The following is a 16,741-nucleotide window of genomic DNA, read 5'->3' on the forward strand; positions in this document are numbered from 1 at the left end:
GATCCATCGAAATGAACCAAACCGCCCGCATATCTCTTCAGTATTCCATCAATGTCAAAGAGCATCATCCGGAGGCCAAAACCAGACCGTTGCGCCAATCCCTCAGCGCGCCCGCCTGCAAAATCTCCAAAATGACCCAGTCTCTCCTGAGCGTCCAGCCGTCTCTCCGGCCCGTCTCCCGTCCGATCCTGCGTCGCCGCCGCCCCGTCCGGTGTGTCTCAGCAGCGCCTCAGCGCCGCCGGTGAGGGGGCTTTTACGGTTACACCAAAACACCCGCAACCCAAAAATTCAGAAAAACGCCAAAATCCGCAAAGAAAAATCACAAATCAAACAAAATCAATACCTTACAGCAAAACAAAGTCAGAAACACTGACCCGCCTGCCGCAACACCAAACACCGCAATTCCAACCCAGAACCCCCAAATCAGATCCCCGCACCGCTTACCCACAGACTCAGCCCCCTTATCCACAGACCCAAAGCCAGGAATCGCAGACTCAAAGCCAGGAATCAAAGAAAGGCCAAGACCCNACCCAAAAATTCAGAAAAACGCCAAAATCCGCAAAGAAAAATCACAAATCAAACAAAATCAATACCTTACAGCAAAACAAAGTCAGAAACACTGACCCGCCTGCCGCAACACCAAACACCGCAATTCCAACCCAGAACCCCCAAATCAGATCCCCGCACCGCTTACCCACAGACTCAGCCCCCTTATCCACAGACCCAAAGCCAGGAATCGCAGACTCAAAGCCAGGAATCAAAGAAAGGCCAAGACCCCCTGAATCGAAACCAAGCCACGATCCCATCCAGCTGGAGGAACGCCAACTGTGTCGCAACGCAGCAGACGCAGAACGATAAGCGAATAGAGCGCCGCAAACTGCGGCGCCGTCAGATTTCCACACAAGCGGGCTCAGCTTTCGAGTTCACTCAACCCCTTAGCGAGAGCATTGCGCATTCCAGCCTCTTCCATGTGCAGCCGCAGCCGCTGGTTAAACCCGCCTGGCGTATTCAGCGCCCCGATCAGGCTCGCGCATTCTGACGCCTGCAGGCTGGTGGACACCAGCATCCTCAGGAAGGCCTCTCCTTGAGCGGGGTCCGATACCCGCTGCCCAAGCCAGTTCGCAGCATCGCCCACCAGGCGCGCAGCCGGCGAAAGCACTGCCTGGGCCGCCAGATAGGACTTCAGCTCCGCCCCGTCCTTAAGCACGAAGACCTGGTTGTCCGGCTCGAAAATCCGGCCAAGCAGGGCGGTATCCCCGAGGGCCATGATTGGAGAGCCACCCTGTGCGATGCCGGGAAACGGCATCATGACCGCTGCCGCCGTTGCCGGCGCAGCCCAGTCCGCAACCTGCTCCAGCTCCGCGCCCGCCATGAACGAGACCACTTGCTGATCCGCCCGTAAGGTCAGGCCGCTCAGAACGGCCTCCGCAATCTCCGCCATCAGGCCCAGGAAAACCACGTCGCTTGCATCGATCACGGCCTGGTTTCCGGCCACGGCAACATCATCGAAGGCCTCGGCAAGCGCCGAAGCGTGGCTTGCGCTGCGTTCCGAGACGGTGATCTGGTGGCCCTTGCCCGCCAGCCCCCGTACCACAGCGGAGGCGATGGTTCCGCATCCCAGGAATCCCAAACGCATATCAGATATCCTTCATCAGCCGCAGCGCATCATAGATCGCCGCGTGGGTGTTGCGTGCAGAAACCGCATCACCGATGCGGAACAGCTGAAACCGGCCCGAGGGATTGGCGCGGATCGTTTGCGGCCGACCGCTGATCAGGGCGCTTTGGTCCACCTCGCCCCGGTTGACCGATACGTCCTTGAGCGCGAAATAGAGATCGTCGAGCGGCAGGGTTCCGTAATTCAGCACCACCTGATCATACTCGACCTGATAGGAATGGCGGCTGTAGTCGGTGCCGATGGACGCCGTCAGCCTGTTGCCGCTGCTCGCCAGCCCCTGCAGGCGGCGGGCAACCGTGAACGTCACATCCTTGTCCTGCAGCGCCCGCATGTAAGGCACCAGGTTCATGCCCATGATGTCAGGGGCAAAGGTCCGGTCGGGAGTCATCACCTCCACTTTGGCGCCCGCATTTGCCGCAGCTTCAGCTGCCATCAGGCCCGGGTGATCGCCGCTTTCATCGTAGACCAGAACGTGCCCGGCCGGCTTCACATCGCCGGAAATGATGTCCCAGCTCGACACCGCATGGGGCAGGTCCCTGCCGGTTTCATGCAGCATCATGCAGGGCATTCCGCCGGTTGCCACAATCACGACGTCCGGGCCCAGCGCCTGAACATCCTCTGCTTCGGCCCAGGTGTTGAAACGGAACGCCACCTCCCGGGCCGCGCATTGCGCCATGCGCCAGTCGATGATGCCGATCATCTCCGCCCGGCGCGGGTTCTGCGCGGTCAGGCGGACTTGGCCGCCCGGTTCCGCTGCAGCTTCGAAGACGGTCACGTCATGGCCGCGGTCGGCCGCCACCCGCGCAGCCTCCAGCCCGCCTGGCCCGGCACCAACGATTACCACTTTCCTGCGGATTTCCGCCGGGGTGATCAGGTGCGGCATCGTGAGTTCGCGCCCGGTGGCAGCATTGTGGATGCACAGCGCCTCCCCCGCCTGATAGATGCGGTCCAAGCAATAGGTGGCGCCGACGCAAGGGCGGATATCATCCTCGCGCCCTTCCATGATCTTCTTCACGATATGCGGATCGGCCATATGGGCGCGGGTCATCCCCACCATATCCAGCAGGCCGCTGGCAACCGCGTGGCGCGCAGTGGCCACATCCGGAATGCGCGCGGCGTGGAAGGTCGGCATGCCTGTTGCCTTCTTCACCTCTCCAGCGAAGTCCAGATGCGGCGCCGACTTCATCCCCTGCACCGGGATCACATCGGTCATGGCCGGATCGGTGTGGATGCGGCCGCGGATCACGTTGAGGAAGTCCACCATGCCGCTGTCCGCCAGGCGTTTGGAGATCTCCAGCCCCTCTTCCGGGGTGATCCCGCCCGCTTCCGCCTCATCCGCGGTGTACCGCAAGCCGACAATGAACTCATTTCCGACACGGTCCCGCACGGCCTGCAGAACGTCCATCGGCAACTTCATCCGGCTGTCCAGCGTCTGGCCGCCGTAAGGCCCGTCCAGATCATTGGTCAGCGGCGACCAGAATTGATCCAGCAGATGGCCATAAACCTGCAGTTCGATCCCGTCCATTCCGCCCTTTTTCATCCGCTCCGCCGCATCGGCGAAGTCGGAGATGATGCGGGTGATGTCCCAGTCTTCAGCCAGTTTCGGGAAGGACCGGTGCGCAGGCTCCCGGTGGCGCGAGGAGCTGACAGAAGGGAGCCAGTCGCCCTTGTTCCAGCCGGTGCGGCGGCCCAGGTGGGTGAGCTGGATCATCACCGCTGCACCATGTTCGTGAACCTGATCGGTCAGGTTGCGGATCCAGGGAACCACTTCGTCCTTGTAGGCAAGGATGTTGTTGAACACCGGCGGACTATCGCGGCTGACCGCAGCCGATCCCGCAGTCATCGTCAGCGCCACGCCGGCCTTCGCCCTCTCCGCGTGGTAGGCGGCATAGCGCGCCTTCGGCATGCCATCCTCCGGATAAGCCGGCTCATGGCTGGTGGTCATAATCCGGTTGCGAAGCGTCAGGTGCTTCAGCTGGTAGGGCTGCAGCAGCGGATCCTTGGACATGGGCGTCTCCTGGCACGGTGGCTTGGCGGCGAGTCTTCCGCCACTCTTGACACATATGTCGACAAAACTTTCACACCTGTCAAGAAAAGTTGCACCAGCCCGGCCCCGCTGCTATGGCTTGCGCATGGACACACAGGACATTTCCCGCCCGAGGCTAAGCGAAGAAGACTGGCTCGCAGCGGCTTATGAGGTGCTGACCGAAAGCGGTGTGGAAGCGGTGAAGGTGATGCCGCTGGCCAAACGGCTTGGCGTTTCGCGCACCAGTTTCTACTGGCACTTCAAGGACCGAGAAGAACTTCTGGAAGCGATGGTCCGGCGCTGGGAGGAGCGGAATACCGGGAACCTGGTGGCCCGTACCGAGGCCTATGCCGAAAGCATTGCCGAAGCGATGTTCAATCTGTTCGACTGCTGGATCGACCCGGAACTGTTTGATGCAAGGCTGGATCTGGCAATCCGCAACTGGGCGCGCAACGACAGCAGCCTGCAAGAGAGGCTGGATCTCGCGGATACCCGGCGCGAACAGGCCATGACCAACATGTTCACACGCTTCGGCTACCCGGAGACGGATGCGCTGATCCGTGCGCGCACAATGATCTACACCCAGATCGGTTATATTTCGATGCAGGTGCACGAAAGCACGGAGTACCGGATTTCCCTGATGCCCGGCTGGATCGAGGTATTCACCGGCACCCGCCCTGAGCCGCGGGATCTGGAGCGGTTTCTGTCCCGGCACCGCTAAACCCGGCCGGGACCCGGACGCAAGGAACAGTCCAAAACAAAAGCGCTCCCGCTGGCCAGGCAAGCATCAAAAAGGCCCGCCCCGCAGTTGGGCCGCGCGCCTGGCGCCAGCCCGGCGCGACCAGAAGAAACGGGCGCGGAAGCCCTGGTTCCGCGCCCGCCTTGTTCGCTCCAGCAGCTCTGCCGGATTACTCGGCTGCGATCTGCCCTTCGATCTTTTCGACCTTCACCGCCGAGAACTTGAACTCGGGGATCTTGCCGTAGGGGTCCAGCGCCGGGTTGGTCAGGATGTTGGCCGCTGCCTCCACATAGGCAAAGGGAACAAACACCATGTCCTCGGCAATTGCCCGGTCGGCGCGCGCCATGATCTCGATCGAGCCGCGGCGGGTCGACAGGCGGATCATCTCGCCAGGCTCGATTCCCATCAGCTTCAGGGTGCGCGGGTTGAGCGAGCAGTTTGCCTCCGGCTCCACCGCATCCAGAACCTTGGAGCGGCGGGTCATCGACCCGGTGTGCCAATGCTCCAGCTGGCGGCCGGTGGTCATGATCATCGGATAATCCGCATCCGGTGCTTCATCCGGCGGGATCACAGATGCCGGGGTGAAGCGGGCGCGGCCCTCGGGGCGCGGGAAGCCGTCACCGAACACGATCGCCTGACCGGGGTCGGTCTCATGCAGCGACGGGTAGGTGATGGTCTCGGTTTCCAGACGCTCCCAGGTGATGTTGTTCAGAGACTTCATGTTCAGCTTCATCTCGGCAAAGACTTCGCTGACATCCTTGTAATCCCAGGGCAAACCGATGCGCTGCGCCAGTTCAACGGTGATCTGCCAGTCCTCCCGCGCTTCGCCCGGAGGCGGAACGGCGGGGCGCACACGCTGCACCTGGCGGTTGGTGTTCGACACTGTGCCGTTCTTTTCATAAAGCGCCGAGGCGGGCAGAATGATATCGGCATAATTCGCCGTCTCGGTCAGGAAGATGTCCTGCACAATCAGCAGTTGCAGCTTTGCAAAGGCATCACGGGCGTGATCCACGTCCGGGTCCGACATCGCCGGGTTCTCGCCCTGAATGTACATGCCCTTGATGTTACCGGCATAGACCTCATCCACGATCTCGGTCACCGTCAGGCCCTTCTCGTTCGAGAAGTCACCGCCGCCCCAGACATCCGTAAAGCTGCGACGCACGTCATCCGAGGTCACGGTTTGGTAGTCCGGCAGGAACATCGGGATCAGGCCCGCGTCGGACGCGCCCTGCACGTTGTTCTGGCCGCGCAGCGGGTGCAGGCCGGCGCCCGGCTTGCCGACGTTGCCGGTCATCAGCGCCAGCGAGATCAGGCAGCGCGAGTTGTCGGTGCCGTGGATGTGCTGGGAAACGCCCATGCCCCAGAAGATCAGACCCGCCTTGCCCTTTGCAAAGGTGCGCGCAACGCTGCGCAGCTGCTCAGGCGAGACACCGCAGATTTCCGACATCTTCTCAGGCGTGAACTGCGCCAGATGCTGTTTTTCCGCTTCCCAGTTCTCGGTGTACTTGTCGATGTACTCCTGATCGTAGAGCTCTTCCTCAACGATCACGCTCATGATCGCGTTCAGCATCGACACGTCCGCGCCCGGGCGGAACTGCACCATTTCGGTGGCAAACCGGCGCAGGCCGACGCCGCGCGGATCCATCACGATCAGCTTGCCGCCGCGCTTGGTGAACTGCTTGAAGTAGGTCGCAGCCACCGGGTGGTTCTCGATCGGGTTGGAGCCGATGACGATCGCCACATCCGCGTTTTCGATCTCGTTGAAGGTCGCGGTCACAGCACCGGAGCCGACATTTTCGATCAGCGCCGCAACGGAGGACGCGTGGCACAGGCGGGTGCAGTGGTCGACGTTGTTGTGCTTGAAGCCCTGGCGGATGAACTTCTGGAAGAGATAGGCCTCTTCGTTGGTGCATTTCGCCGAACCGAAGCCCGCAACCGACTTCGGGTTCTCATCGAGCAGCTTCATCAGACCCTTGGCGGCCAGATCCATCGCCTCTTCCCAGGTCGCTTCGCGGAAATGGGTCGACAGGTTGCCCGGATCGACATTCAGCCCCTTGGCCGGCGCGTCGTCGCGGCGGATCAGCGGCTTGGTCAGGCGGTGCGGATGGTGGATGTAGTCAAAACCAAAGCGGCCCTTGACACACAGACGGCCTTCGTTTGCCGGGCCGTTGATGCCCTCGACGTGCTTGACCTTGCCGTCCTTGACCTTGAGCGAGACCTTGCAGCCCACGCCGCAGAACGGGCAGACGCTTTCGGTTTCGGAATCGTAGTCCTTGCTGTCGCCGACCTGGTTTTCGTCCAGCACGGTGGCGGGCATCAGCGCGCCGGTCGGGCAGGCCTGGACGCACTCGCCGCAGGCCACACAAGTGGACTGGCCCATCGGGTCGGCGATGTCGAAGGTCGGATAGGCATCGTGGCCGCGGCCGGCCATGCCGATCACGTCGTTCACCTGCACTTCACGGCAGGCACGCACGCACAGGCCGCAGGAAATACAGGCGTCCAGGTTCACCTTCATGGCAACGTGGCTGTCGTCCAGCAGCGGGATGCGGCCTTCTTCCAGTTTCGGGAAACGGGATTCCGTCACGCCGTTCAGCTCCGCCATGTCCCACATGTGGGAGGACTTGTCGTGCGCCTCTTCCTTCTTGGGCTGGTCAGCAACCAGCAGTTCCATCACCATCTTGCGGGCGTTTTCCGCGCGCGCGTTGTTGGTGGTGACAACCATGCCCTCGGCGGGCTCGCGGATGCAGGAGGCCGCCAGCGTGCGCTCGCCCTCGATCTCCACCATACAGGCGCGGCAGTTGCCGTCCGGACGGTAACCCGGCTGCGGCTTGTGGCACAGATGCGGGATCTTCAGCCCGCGGCCGTTGGCGACTTCCCAGATGGTCAGGCCCTTGTCCGCCGTGACCTGTTCGCCATCGAGTGTGAATGTGACTTTATCGCTCATGGCTCAGACCTCATCCGGAAAATGTTTCATGGTCAGGCGGATCGGGTTCGGCGCAGCCTGGCCGAGGCCGCAGATCGAGGCATCGACCATAGCGGTGCTCAGCTCTTCCAGCAGGCCCTGATCCCACTTCTTCTCGCTCATCAGCTTGACGGCTTTTTCACAGCCCACCCGGCAGGGGGTGCACTGGCCGCAGCTTTCGTCCTCGAAGAAGCGCAGCATGTTCAGCGCCGCGTCGCGGGCCGAGTCCTGGTCGGACAGCACCACCACGGCAGCGGAGCCGATGAAGGTGCCATGCGGCTGCAGCGTGTCGAAGTCGAGCGGAATGTCATTCATCGACGCAGGCAGCAGGCCCGAGGACGGCCCGCCCGGCTGGTAAGCCTTGAACGCGTGGCCATCCAGCATGCCGCCGCAGGCCTCGATGATGTCGGTGATGGTGGAGCCGGCGGGCAGCAGATGCACGCCCGGGTTCTTCACGCGGCCCGAGACAGAGTAGCTGCGCAGGCCCTTGCGGCCGTTCTTCTCAACCGAATTCAGGCACTCCGGGCCTTCGCGGTTGATCTTGCAGACCCAGTACAGGGTCTCGACGTTGTGGACCAGGGTCGGGCGGCCGAAGACACCCACCTGCGCCACAAACGGCGGACGGTGGCGCGGCTCGCCGCGCTTGCCTTCGATCGACTCGATCATCGCGCTTTCTTCGCCGCAGATATAGGCCCCTGCCCCGCGGCGCAGATCGATGTAGCCTTCCTCGACGATGCCGGCGTCTTCCAGCGCCTTGATCTCGCGGCGCAGGATCTCCAGCACCGCCGGATATTCGTCGCGCATGTAGATGAAGGCTTTCTCGGCCTCGACGGCCCAGGAGGCGATCAGCATCCCCTCAAGGAAGACATGCGGGGTGCGCTCCAGATAGTAGCGGTCCTTGAAGGTGCCGGGCTCGCCTTCGTCGCCGTTCACGGCGAGGTAGCGCGGGCCTTCGTTGGCGCGCACGAAACCCCATTTGGTGCCGGACGGGAAGCCAGCTCCGCCCAGACCGCGCAGGCCGGCTTCCTTGACTTTCGCCTGTACCGCTTCCCAGTCGCCATTCGCACGCAGGTCCTTCAGCGTGGCATAGCCGCCTTCCGCTTCATAGGCGGCGAAGGTTTCATACTCGGGGATGTGCGCGTGAGTGTCGTCTGCCGCGATCGCCGCTTCCACCTTTTCGATGGTGGCGTGGTCGATGTGGTTATGGCCGATCTCCAGCACCGGCGCTGTATCGCAGCGGCCCATGCAGGGCGCGCGCAGCACGCGGACCTGGCTTGCGTCCAAGCCATCTTCCAGCGCCTTCTGCAGCTGCTGGGCACCCGCCAGTTCGCAGGACAGCGAATCACAGACCCGGATGGTCAGCGCCGGCGGCGGCGTCTCGCCTTCCTTCACCACATCGAAATGGGCGTAGAAGGTAGCCACTTCATAGATCTCTGCCTGACCGGTCCGCATCTCCTCGGCCAGCGCCCGGATGTGTGCGGCGCTGAGGCAGCCGTATTTGTCCTGAATCAGGTGCAGGAACTCAATCAAGAGGTCACGGTTGCGCGGGCGGTCCCCCAGCAGTTCCTGAACCTCGCTCAGCGCAATGTCGTTAACCTGGCGGCCTTTGGGCGTTTTGCGGCCCTTGCCTTTGCCGGACTTCCATACGCCCTTGCTATCATCCAATGGTGCCATGGGATCCTCCAGTCAGCACGTCTTTCATTCAGCCAATGCCATCAAGAATGAATATCGTCAAATCTGGAAATTGGATTGCACGATCAGGAAATCTTATGACGCCATTTGCGGCATCCTATTGTCTACAAACGTCGCAACTACCTCTTTCAAAGCGCGCACAGTTGTGAGTTCCGGTGTCCGGTCCAGAGTCGCAATGCAGATCGGCCGCGCCTGCTCGGGCTCCACCAGCGCCAGAACCCGGGTGCCGCCCAGGTCGCCCAGCGCCTGCATCAGCGCCCGCGGCAGGATGGTTGCTGCCGAGCCTTCCCGCGCCAGCACCATCGACGCCATGAAGCCGTTGGACTCGGAAACGATCTCCGGCCTCAGCCCCAGATCGGCAAAGATCCGGTCCAGAATCCGCCGGTTCTGCATCTGCTGGTCCAAAAGGCTCAGCGGCAGTTCAGCCGCTTCCGCCCAGCTGATCGCATCACCGCGGCCGGCCACCATGTCTTCCGGTGCCAGAAGCACATAGCTTTCCTCATACAGCTGCTGCACCGTCACCAGTTCGCGGCCCATACCGTCGGCATAGGTAATTCCGGCATCGATTGTACCATCATACAGCCGCTGCTGGATAGCCAGCGAGGTGGTGACCTCCACCTGCGCCAGAATCCGCGGGTAGGCCTGATGCACCTGGTCCACCAGCTGTGCGGCCCAGGCAGTGGCAGTTGGCACCACTCCCAGCACCAGCGTGCCGCTCACTTCACCGCGGGTTGCGGCGATCTCCTGTTCCAGCGCCTTGGCATCGTCGAGGATCGAGCGTGCCCGGCGCACGATCATCATGCCTTCCTCTGTCAGCCCCTGGAAACGGTTGGCCCGGCGCACAATGGACAGGCCCAGCCGCTCTTCCAGATTGCGGATCCGCATGGAAAAGGCCGGCTGCGACATGCCGCAATCAGCGGCTGCCTTGGCGAAATGCTTGTGCCGCGCCAGCGCTGTCAGCAGCATAAGGTCCTTGAGTTCGATCATGACGGAACCTTAAGCCGCTGCCGCCGGTCTGTACAATGGAACAGTTGCCGGCTCAGCCTTGGCTGGCGGGGCCAACGGAGGTTTCCGTGGATCCGTAAAGCACGGTCAACTCCTCCAGAACGGCCAGGGCGCTCTGCAGCTGCACCGCCATACCAGGGCTGCCTGCAAGCGCCTTTTCCAGGAGATCTTCGCGGGCAGCCCGCATTTCCGCGGCAGCCTGGCTGCCCTCCTCCGTGAGGCTGTAGGATACACCCGAGCGGCCTGCGCCCTGCTTCTGTGTCAATCCCGCTGAGGCCAGTTTGCGCAAAGAATACTGAATGTTGGGAATATCCACGCGATTGGTGATCCGGGCCATTTCCTTGATCGAGATAGAGCGGCCGCTTTCTCCGATCAGAAGCAGCAAGGTGATTTCCGCCCCCGACAACGCCACGCCGCTAAGCTGTTCGAAACGCGCCACCTGCCAGCGGACAAGCCCCTCATGCGTCCGCTGCACCGCTAATTCCAAATCCCGAAACCTGTCAGAAGGCTGCTGATCAAATGGGTCTGAAAACAAGGACTGACTGACTGAATGATCCAACGAACAACTCCAAAATCTGCTGCCTCAAAACAGGCAAAATGGTATGGATCAGAATGCCGGTGCCTGCGGCGCACCGCCCGGGCCACAATTCAAGGCACTCAAGCACCCTGCGGCAGGCCAAGCTTAATTCCGAAGATCCAATTCAAATACACCGCAACATATCCGCTCAAATCGCCGAAACTTCAATACCCTGCCCGATCACACGGCAGAACTGGCAGGCAAGATTAAAACGATGCACGCATCCGCACAATTGGCAGGCCAGCAATACTTGCAGGCGGCAGGACTTCCTGCCAGCCACCAGCTTTCAGGTGCCGGGATCCAAGCCTGCTGAAAGGGCTCAGGAAATCGTCAGGTTCCGCAAATCGCGCCGCCGCATGGCGTCGCGCGCAAGCCCGCCATAGGTCTCGCGCACCTGTCTCCTGCCAGTTGCCCCGGAAAGACAAACCGCTGGGGCCAGAGCTGGGAACAGCTCAAACAGCTCCCGCCGGCCTTCGGTGTTCAATCCGCGGACAGCCTCAGGCCCCGGCCAGAAAGTTTCTGTTGCAATACCTTCGGCAAAGATCACTTCGTGCTGCTCCGTCATGAGATGCACATAGGTGACCGGACCGCTTGCACCTGACACCTGAACGCAGCTGGTGTCGATCTCCGCAAGTAGCTTGGCAGACAGGAAGCTTTCGTCAAACCGCCTGTCCGCCCCCAAAGCCCTGCGGCCAATCAGCAAGCGATGCTGCGGGGACAGCAGCATAGGCCGGTCCGGACACAACAGCCCACCCGGACGGACGCGGTAAGGTCTCAGATGCGGACGCCGGGCCAGTTCCGCCGGGCTCAGGATACGGCATCCGGTCCAGATCACCGGCTGGTAGCCATTGTCGGCGGTCTGCAGTAAGTCGCCAACCCGAATCTGCCCGGCCGGTACCGCGCCGCGCTGGGTGGCGATCAGAACATCAGGCGTAAAACAGGGGATCCCGGCGGAATACATCTGCTGCGCGGTTGTCATCTGCGCCGGGGTCACCCCCTGCAGAACAAGCATTTCCCCGCCCGGGAAGGTGAGCAGGGCATTGCCGGACCCATCGTCACTGACAGAGATGTCCCAGGCGCGCACGGCTCCGGCCGGTCCGGTGCCGCCCGTCAGGTCCGAAATGTCCAACTGGTCATTATAGAAGCCGTCAAGATCGTCATCGGCAATGCTGAAGTCGGTGATCGTATCGGTGCCGCCGCCACCGCTCAGGATCAGCTCATCATAGCCTGTTCCGCTGGTGATCGAGTCATTACCGGCCCCGAAAGCTACGGTGTCGTCACCAGCGCCTGCATCGATCACGGTTCCGGCGCTGTCTGAAGAAGCGTCGACTACATCCGCCTGATCCGTGAGATGAAGCGCCTCGATCTCCGAGAATGTGATCGTGTCGGCACCGTCGGTGATCGTGCCGGCCTCGTCGCCGGTGTAGGTGACAGTGACTCCTGTGGTGACACCCGACATGTCCACAGTGTCATAGTCATTACCGGCCTCGCCGCCGGTCAGGGTGTCATTTCCGAACCCGTCCGACATTTCGAAGGTATCGGCATCGGCTTCGCCGTGCATCTCGTCGGCACCGGCCCCGCCAACCAGCAAGTCGTCATCGTTGCCGCCGTACATTGTGTCGGCACCGTCGCCGCCTTCCAGCGTGTCATTGCCGTCGGTTGCAACAATGCTGTCGTCGCCGGCCCCGCCGACAAGACTGTCGTCGCCGGCCGAGTTTCTGAGAGTATCGTTGCCGGCACCGCCGATCAGCGTGTCATTGCCCAGGCCGGTGGTCAGGCTGTCATCACCGTCGCCGCCTTCGATGTAGTCATCGCCATCACCGCCGGAGATCGTGTCCGCACCCAGGCCGCCGATCAGCGTGTCAGCCCCAGCGCCCCCGTCCATCACGTCGTCGCCGTCGCCGCCTTCCAGGCGGTCATTGCCGGTCTCACCATACATCAGGTCAGAGTCAGCGCCCCCAAGCAGGAGGTCGTCATCGTTGCCGCCATACATGGTGTCGGACCCGTCGCCGCCCTCCAGGGTGTCGTTGCCGTCAGTCGCAACGATACTGTCGTTGCCGGTGCCGCCGACCAGGCTGTCATCGCCGGCCGAATTCCTCAGGGTGTCGTCGCCTTCACCGCCGATCAGCGTGTCATTGCCAAGGCCGGTGGTTAGACTATCGTTGCCGGCGCCGCCTTCGATGTAGTCATCGCCGTCGCCCCCGGCGATCGTATCCGCCCCAAGACCGCCGATCAGCGTGTCAGCCCCAGCGCCCCCGTCAAGCACATCATCGCCATCGCCGCCGTCTAGGCTGTCGTCGCCATCTTCGCCCAAAAGTGAGTCATTACCGCCCTGGCCATAGACAATGTCATGCCCGCCCCCCGCGAAAACGGTGTCGGCGCCTTGCTCGATCGGGGTGATAACCGGATCGTCGATAACGTCGCCGGATAGGGTGAACCCCGCCAGCCCGTCGCGGGTCTGCAGGGTGAACTCGATCGAAGAGCGGTCCTCGAACGCCGCAGAAAACCAGGCATCCTGATCCGTGTAGCTATTATACTGAGTCCCGCTGGCCGTTACCAAATTGCCGTCGGTTGAAGTGCTGAGAGAAGTATTCGAAGCGACGCCAAAGGAGGTGAAGCTATTGCCGTCGATGATGACCGCCTCAGCATCGCCGTAACCGCTGTTGTCATCGACATCGTTGAAAGTGGCAGTGGAATTCAGATAGACCGGCTCCCCCGTTGCCGGGTCGAAGAATTCCAATCGGAACGTCGCCTGATCGCCAGCCTGATCGCCTTCCAGCAAAATTTCAGCACCTTCGGTATAACCGAACTGCACCGACATGTTCGAATTGGATTTCTCCACCAGGACAAGTTTGCCCCAGACCTTGGTGCCATCTTCAAGTGTCGCGATGTCGCTGAAAACTGCGTAGTTACCGGCAGACCCGGTCCAGCCGTCATGCGAGATGGTCTGGATTTTGTTAATGTTCAGTTCAAGCGGGCTGGCATCCGTGCCCTGATTGAACCCGTCCCCCATGTCGCCGTAGATGACATCATCGCCGTCGCCGGCATCGATGGCATCGTTGCCTTCCTCCCCCGCAACGGTGTCGGCACCGGCGCCGGCTTCGATGATGTCATCACCGGTGGTTCCTGCAAGCCTGTCGTTGCCTACTGTGCCTTTCAGGGTCGCAAGAAGGCCGGCAAGCCAGTCAGGTAATGCCATAGTAAAATCTCATATTCCGGTCATGGCTGTACGGGCGCCCGTACAAGGCCACGTGTTTTTGGCTTAGGCGCCGTTGGTTCTGCCCTCAATACAGCCATCCCTGTAATGAATGGTAAATCCGGAAGAAGCCGGGCCGGACCTGCAACGAAACGGCCGGTATGCCCCGCGACAGTGCAATGCCATGCCGACCGGTGACAAAGGGTGCTCCGCACCATTCCGGGCCGCAGATGATTCGCGCCGACCTGAAGGCGTTCAGTTAAAAGTGGAACGTTTTTTCCGCCGCCCTAGGCCGCCGAAAGGCTCAAATACAGGGCTACGGCGGCCATTTTAACGGCCCTGAAATGAATCCCCCCAAATGTTTTGACGTCCGGCACCTCACTGCCGGCACCGCCAAAGGCCGCTCTCAGGCAGTCCGGCAGACTGAAATGTTGATGGGAACTTCGCCGTTATGACTCGACTGTTTAAATTCTGGAACAACATGCGGCTGGGCCGCAAGCTGCCGCTCTCCATTGCCGCGCCGACAATCTTTCTGACGCTCGCCTCGGGCTTCTTCTTTGCCTGGGAGGCCGGGCAGGCGCTGAAAACCAACCGCGAGGCGGCCTATGCCACGCTGCTGGAAGAGCGCAAGGAAGCGCTGGAGAACTGGGTTGCGGGGCTGCGCTCCCAGACCCGGACGCTGGTTGCCAGCAAGGCGGTTGAAACAGCGCTGCGCGACTTTTCCAACGGGTTCTACTCGCTTGGCGACGATCCCAGCGGCCATCTGCGCGCTACCTATGCCGACGGCAACCCGAACCCGGCAGGCGAGCGCTACAAGCTGCTGGACGCCAAGGACAAATCAGCCTGGTCGATCCGCCACAAGATGAACCACATCGGTTTTGTCACCTTCCTTGAAGAACAGGGGTTCCTGGACGCCTATCTTTTGGATGTGCAGGGCAACATGGTCTACTCGGTCCACAAGAACGAAGACTTCGCCCTGAACTATCTGGACGGGCCGTACAAGGACAGCGGGCTGGGCCTGGCCTTCCGCGCCGCCCTGGAGATGGAGCAGGGCAAGGTGTACCTGTCGGAGATGGCTGCATATGAGGCCGATGGCGGTGCAGCTGCCATGTTCATCTCCTCGCCCGTCTTCAAGAAAGGCGCGATCATGGGGGCGCTGGTATTGCGTGTACCGGTGGATGGCATTGCCGGCATTCTGTCCCGGTCCGCATTGCTCGGCGAAACCGGGCAGGCTTATCTGGTGCGCGGCGACGGCATCGCCCTGACCGCATCGGATCGCGAAGGCGGTCACCAGGTCCTGACAAAGCTGCCCGAACTCCAGCAGATCACCGCGGCGCTCAGCGGTGGGGAAAGCAGCTTCTCCGGCACCCCGGGCCTCTACGGCCAGCCGGTTGAGGCGATGGCTGCAAGCGTCGGTCTGGACGACCGAACCTGGGGCATCGTGCTGGAGGTCGACAGCGCCGAGGCCCTGGCAGCCGAGAAAAGCCTGGTCAATGCCTCGATGCTGCAGGCTGTCGGCGTCGCTCTTGCGGTGGCGCTGCTGTCCTGGATCGCGGCCCGCGGCATTGCGCGCAAGGTGTCCGGCCTGTCCGACAGCGTCGAACACATTGCCGCCAAGGACTACGGCCATCCTGTGGCCGGTCTGGGCACTGGCGACGAATTCGGCAATATCGCCGGCATCCTGGAAGGCTTCAAAACCGATCTGCAAAAAGCCCAGCTTGCTGATGAGGAACGGGCGGAAGCGCAGCGCCAGCAGGATCTTGTGGTGAATGAATTGCGCACCGGCCTGACCCGCCTGGCAAAGGGCGATTTTTCAACCACGATCGACGCGCCCTTCCCCGAGGCCTACAAGGGCCTGCGGCTCGATTTCAACCAGACGGTCAACACGCTGAACGCAACCGTGCGCGAAGTGGTGGAGGCCACCACCAGCATCCGCAATGGCACCTCGGAGATCAGCCAGGCCTCTGACGACCTGTCGCAGCGCACCGAAAGCCAGGCTGCAACGCTGGAGCAGACCGCCGCGGCGCTGGATCAGATGACCGCCAGCGTCAAGGCCGCTGCGGATGGCGCACGCAAGGTGGAAACCGCGATGAACGAGGCCCGGGACGAGGCAACGGCCAGCGGCGAGGTTGTGCAGAACGCCGTCACCGCGATGAACGGGATCGAGGAATCCTCCCGCCATATTTCCCAGATCATCGGCGTGATCGACGACATCGCCTTCCAGACCAATCTGCTGGCCCTGAATGCGGGTGTCGAAGCCGCCCGCGCCGGCGAGGCAGGGCGCGGCTTTGCCGTCGTCGCCTCCGAAGTGCGGGCGCTGGCACAGCGTTCCTCGGATGCGGCCATGGAGATCAAGACGCTGATTTCCAATTCCGGCGAACAGGTCGAAAAGGGCGTGGACCTGGTCGGCAAGGCCGGCGAGGCGCTTCACAGCATCGTCTCGCAGGTGTCGCATATTTCCGGCCTGGTCTCGGATATCGCCACAGGCGCGGCAGAACAGTCGACCGGCATCGGCGAGATCAACACCGGGGTGATGCAGCTTGACCAGGTCACCCAGCAAAATGCCGCAATGGTGGAGCAGATGACGGCGGCCGGCCAGCTGCTGAACGGCGACGCCACCAATCTGGCCGGCCTGGTGGCGCAATTCGACGTTGGGCTGGAAATGGCGGCCCCGCGCCGGGACACCCGGCCGGAGCTTCCGTCGGCGCATGGGACCGGCTGGGACGAATTCGCGGAGACGCCCGCTGCCATGCCTGTTTCGGACGGATCGGCCGCCTTGGCAAAATGGCAGGACTTCTGATCCCGTCCCGGTCCGAACTATTGCGGCGGCGGCTGCTTGCGCCACACTTAGCAGCAGCCGCAACTAACC

At 62.0% G+C, this 16,741-nt stretch carries 10 protein-coding genes; 3 read left to right on the plus strand and 7 right to left on the minus strand.

All coding sequences use genetic code 11. The annotated features are described in order from the left end of the window. On the plus strand, positions 1-373 hold a 373-nt coding region (locus GKC28_RS26160), incomplete at its 5' end, for a hypothetical protein (protein WP_217433935.1). Between the two features lie 537 nt (positions 374-910). Here the strand turns inward: GKC28_RS26160 and GKC28_RS00005 are convergent. Beyond that, on the minus strand, positions 911-1,636 hold the full coding sequence (locus GKC28_RS00005; RefSeq protein ID WP_174144324.1) for an NAD(P)-binding domain-containing protein: 726 nt from the start codon (positions 1,634-1,636) through the stop codon (positions 911-913). Position 1,637: 1 nt separating this feature from the next. Next, a complete protein-coding gene (locus GKC28_RS00010; RefSeq protein WP_174144328.1) occupies positions 1,638-3,683 on the minus strand; it encodes an NADH:flavin oxidoreductase in 2,046 nt (681 codons plus the stop codon). A 124-nt stretch (positions 3,684-3,807) separates the two neighbouring features. Between GKC28_RS00010 and GKC28_RS00015 the strand changes: the two genes are divergently transcribed. Then, positions 3,808-4,422, plus strand: coding sequence for a TetR/AcrR family transcriptional regulator (locus GKC28_RS00015; protein WP_174144331.1), 615 nt, complete (start codon positions 3,808-3,810; stop codon positions 4,420-4,422). Between the two features lie 187 nt (positions 4,423-4,609). On the opposite strand, the gene fdhF is transcribed toward GKC28_RS00015, so the two are convergent. The 5 genes from fdhF to GKC28_RS00040 form a co-directional block, all read right to left on the minus strand. Then, positions 4,610-7,384, minus strand: a complete 2,775-nt coding sequence (gene fdhF, locus GKC28_RS00020) for a formate dehydrogenase subunit alpha (protein ID WP_174144335.1) — start codon at positions 7,382-7,384, stop codon at positions 4,610-4,612. A 3-nt stretch (positions 7,385-7,387) separates the two neighbouring features. Continuing rightward, positions 7,388-9,076, minus strand: coding sequence for an NAD(P)H-dependent oxidoreductase subunit E (locus GKC28_RS00025; RefSeq protein WP_174144344.1), 1,689 nt, complete (start codon positions 9,074-9,076; stop codon positions 7,388-7,390). A 93-nt stretch (positions 9,077-9,169) separates the two neighbouring features. Next, positions 9,170-10,081 (minus strand): LysR family transcriptional regulator, encoded by a 912-nt coding sequence (locus tag GKC28_RS00030; protein ID WP_174144347.1) that lies wholly within the window; start codon positions 10,079-10,081, stop codon positions 9,170-9,172. 52 nt (positions 10,082-10,133) lie between these two features. Continuing rightward, entirely contained in the window at positions 10,134-10,574 is a 441-nt protein-coding gene (locus tag GKC28_RS00035) for a winged helix DNA-binding protein (protein WP_174144349.1), read from the minus strand. A 421-nt stretch (positions 10,575-10,995) separates the two neighbouring features. After that, positions 10,996-13,875 (minus strand): Hint domain-containing protein, encoded by a 2,880-nt coding sequence (locus tag GKC28_RS00040; protein ID WP_174144351.1) that lies wholly within the window; start codon positions 13,873-13,875, stop codon positions 10,996-10,998. 448 nt (positions 13,876-14,323) lie between these two features. On the opposite strand from GKC28_RS00040, the gene GKC28_RS00045 reads away from it, so the two are divergent. Beyond that, positions 14,324-16,672 (plus strand): methyl-accepting chemotaxis protein, encoded by a 2,349-nt coding sequence (locus GKC28_RS00045; RefSeq protein ID WP_254604102.1) that lies wholly within the window; start codon positions 14,324-14,326, stop codon positions 16,670-16,672. The last annotated feature ends 69 nt before the right edge of the window (positions 16,673-16,741 follow it).

The sequence above is a fragment of the Leisingera sp. ANG59 genome, from assembly GCF_013317235.1.
In the GTDB taxonomy this organism is placed as follows: domain Bacteria; phylum Pseudomonadota; class Alphaproteobacteria; order Rhodobacterales; family Rhodobacteraceae; genus Leisingera.

Excerpts from the sequence above, each read along its gene's own strand:
- GKC28_RS00005 (WP_174144324.1), bottom strand. The coding sequence starts at position 1,636 with ATGCGTTTGGGATTCCTGGGATGCGGAACCATCGCCTCCGCTGTGGTA.
- GKC28_RS00010 (WP_174144328.1), bottom strand. The coding sequence starts at position 3,683 with ATGTCCAAGGATCCGCTGCTGCAGCCCTACCAGCTGAAGCACCTGACG.
- GKC28_RS00015 (WP_174144331.1), top strand. The coding sequence starts at position 3,808 with ATGGACACACAGGACATTTCCCGCCCGAGGCTAAGCGAAGAAGACTGG.
- fdhF (WP_174144335.1), bottom strand. The coding sequence starts at position 7,384 with ATGAGCGATAAAGTCACATTCACACTCGATGGCGAACAGGTCACGGCG.
- GKC28_RS00025 (WP_174144344.1), bottom strand. The coding sequence starts at position 9,076 with ATGGCACCATTGGATGATAGCAAGGGCGTATGGAAGTCCGGCAAAGGC.
- GKC28_RS00030 (WP_174144347.1), bottom strand. The coding sequence starts at position 10,081 with ATGATCGAACTCAAGGACCTTATGCTGCTGACAGCGCTGGCGCGGCAC.
- GKC28_RS00040 (WP_174144351.1), bottom strand. The coding sequence starts at position 13,875 with ATGGCATTACCTGACTGGCTTGCCGGCCTTCTTGCGACCCTGAAAGGC.
- GKC28_RS00045 (WP_254604102.1), top strand. The coding sequence starts at position 14,324 with ATGACTCGACTGTTTAAATTCTGGAACAACATGCGGCTGGGCCGCAAG.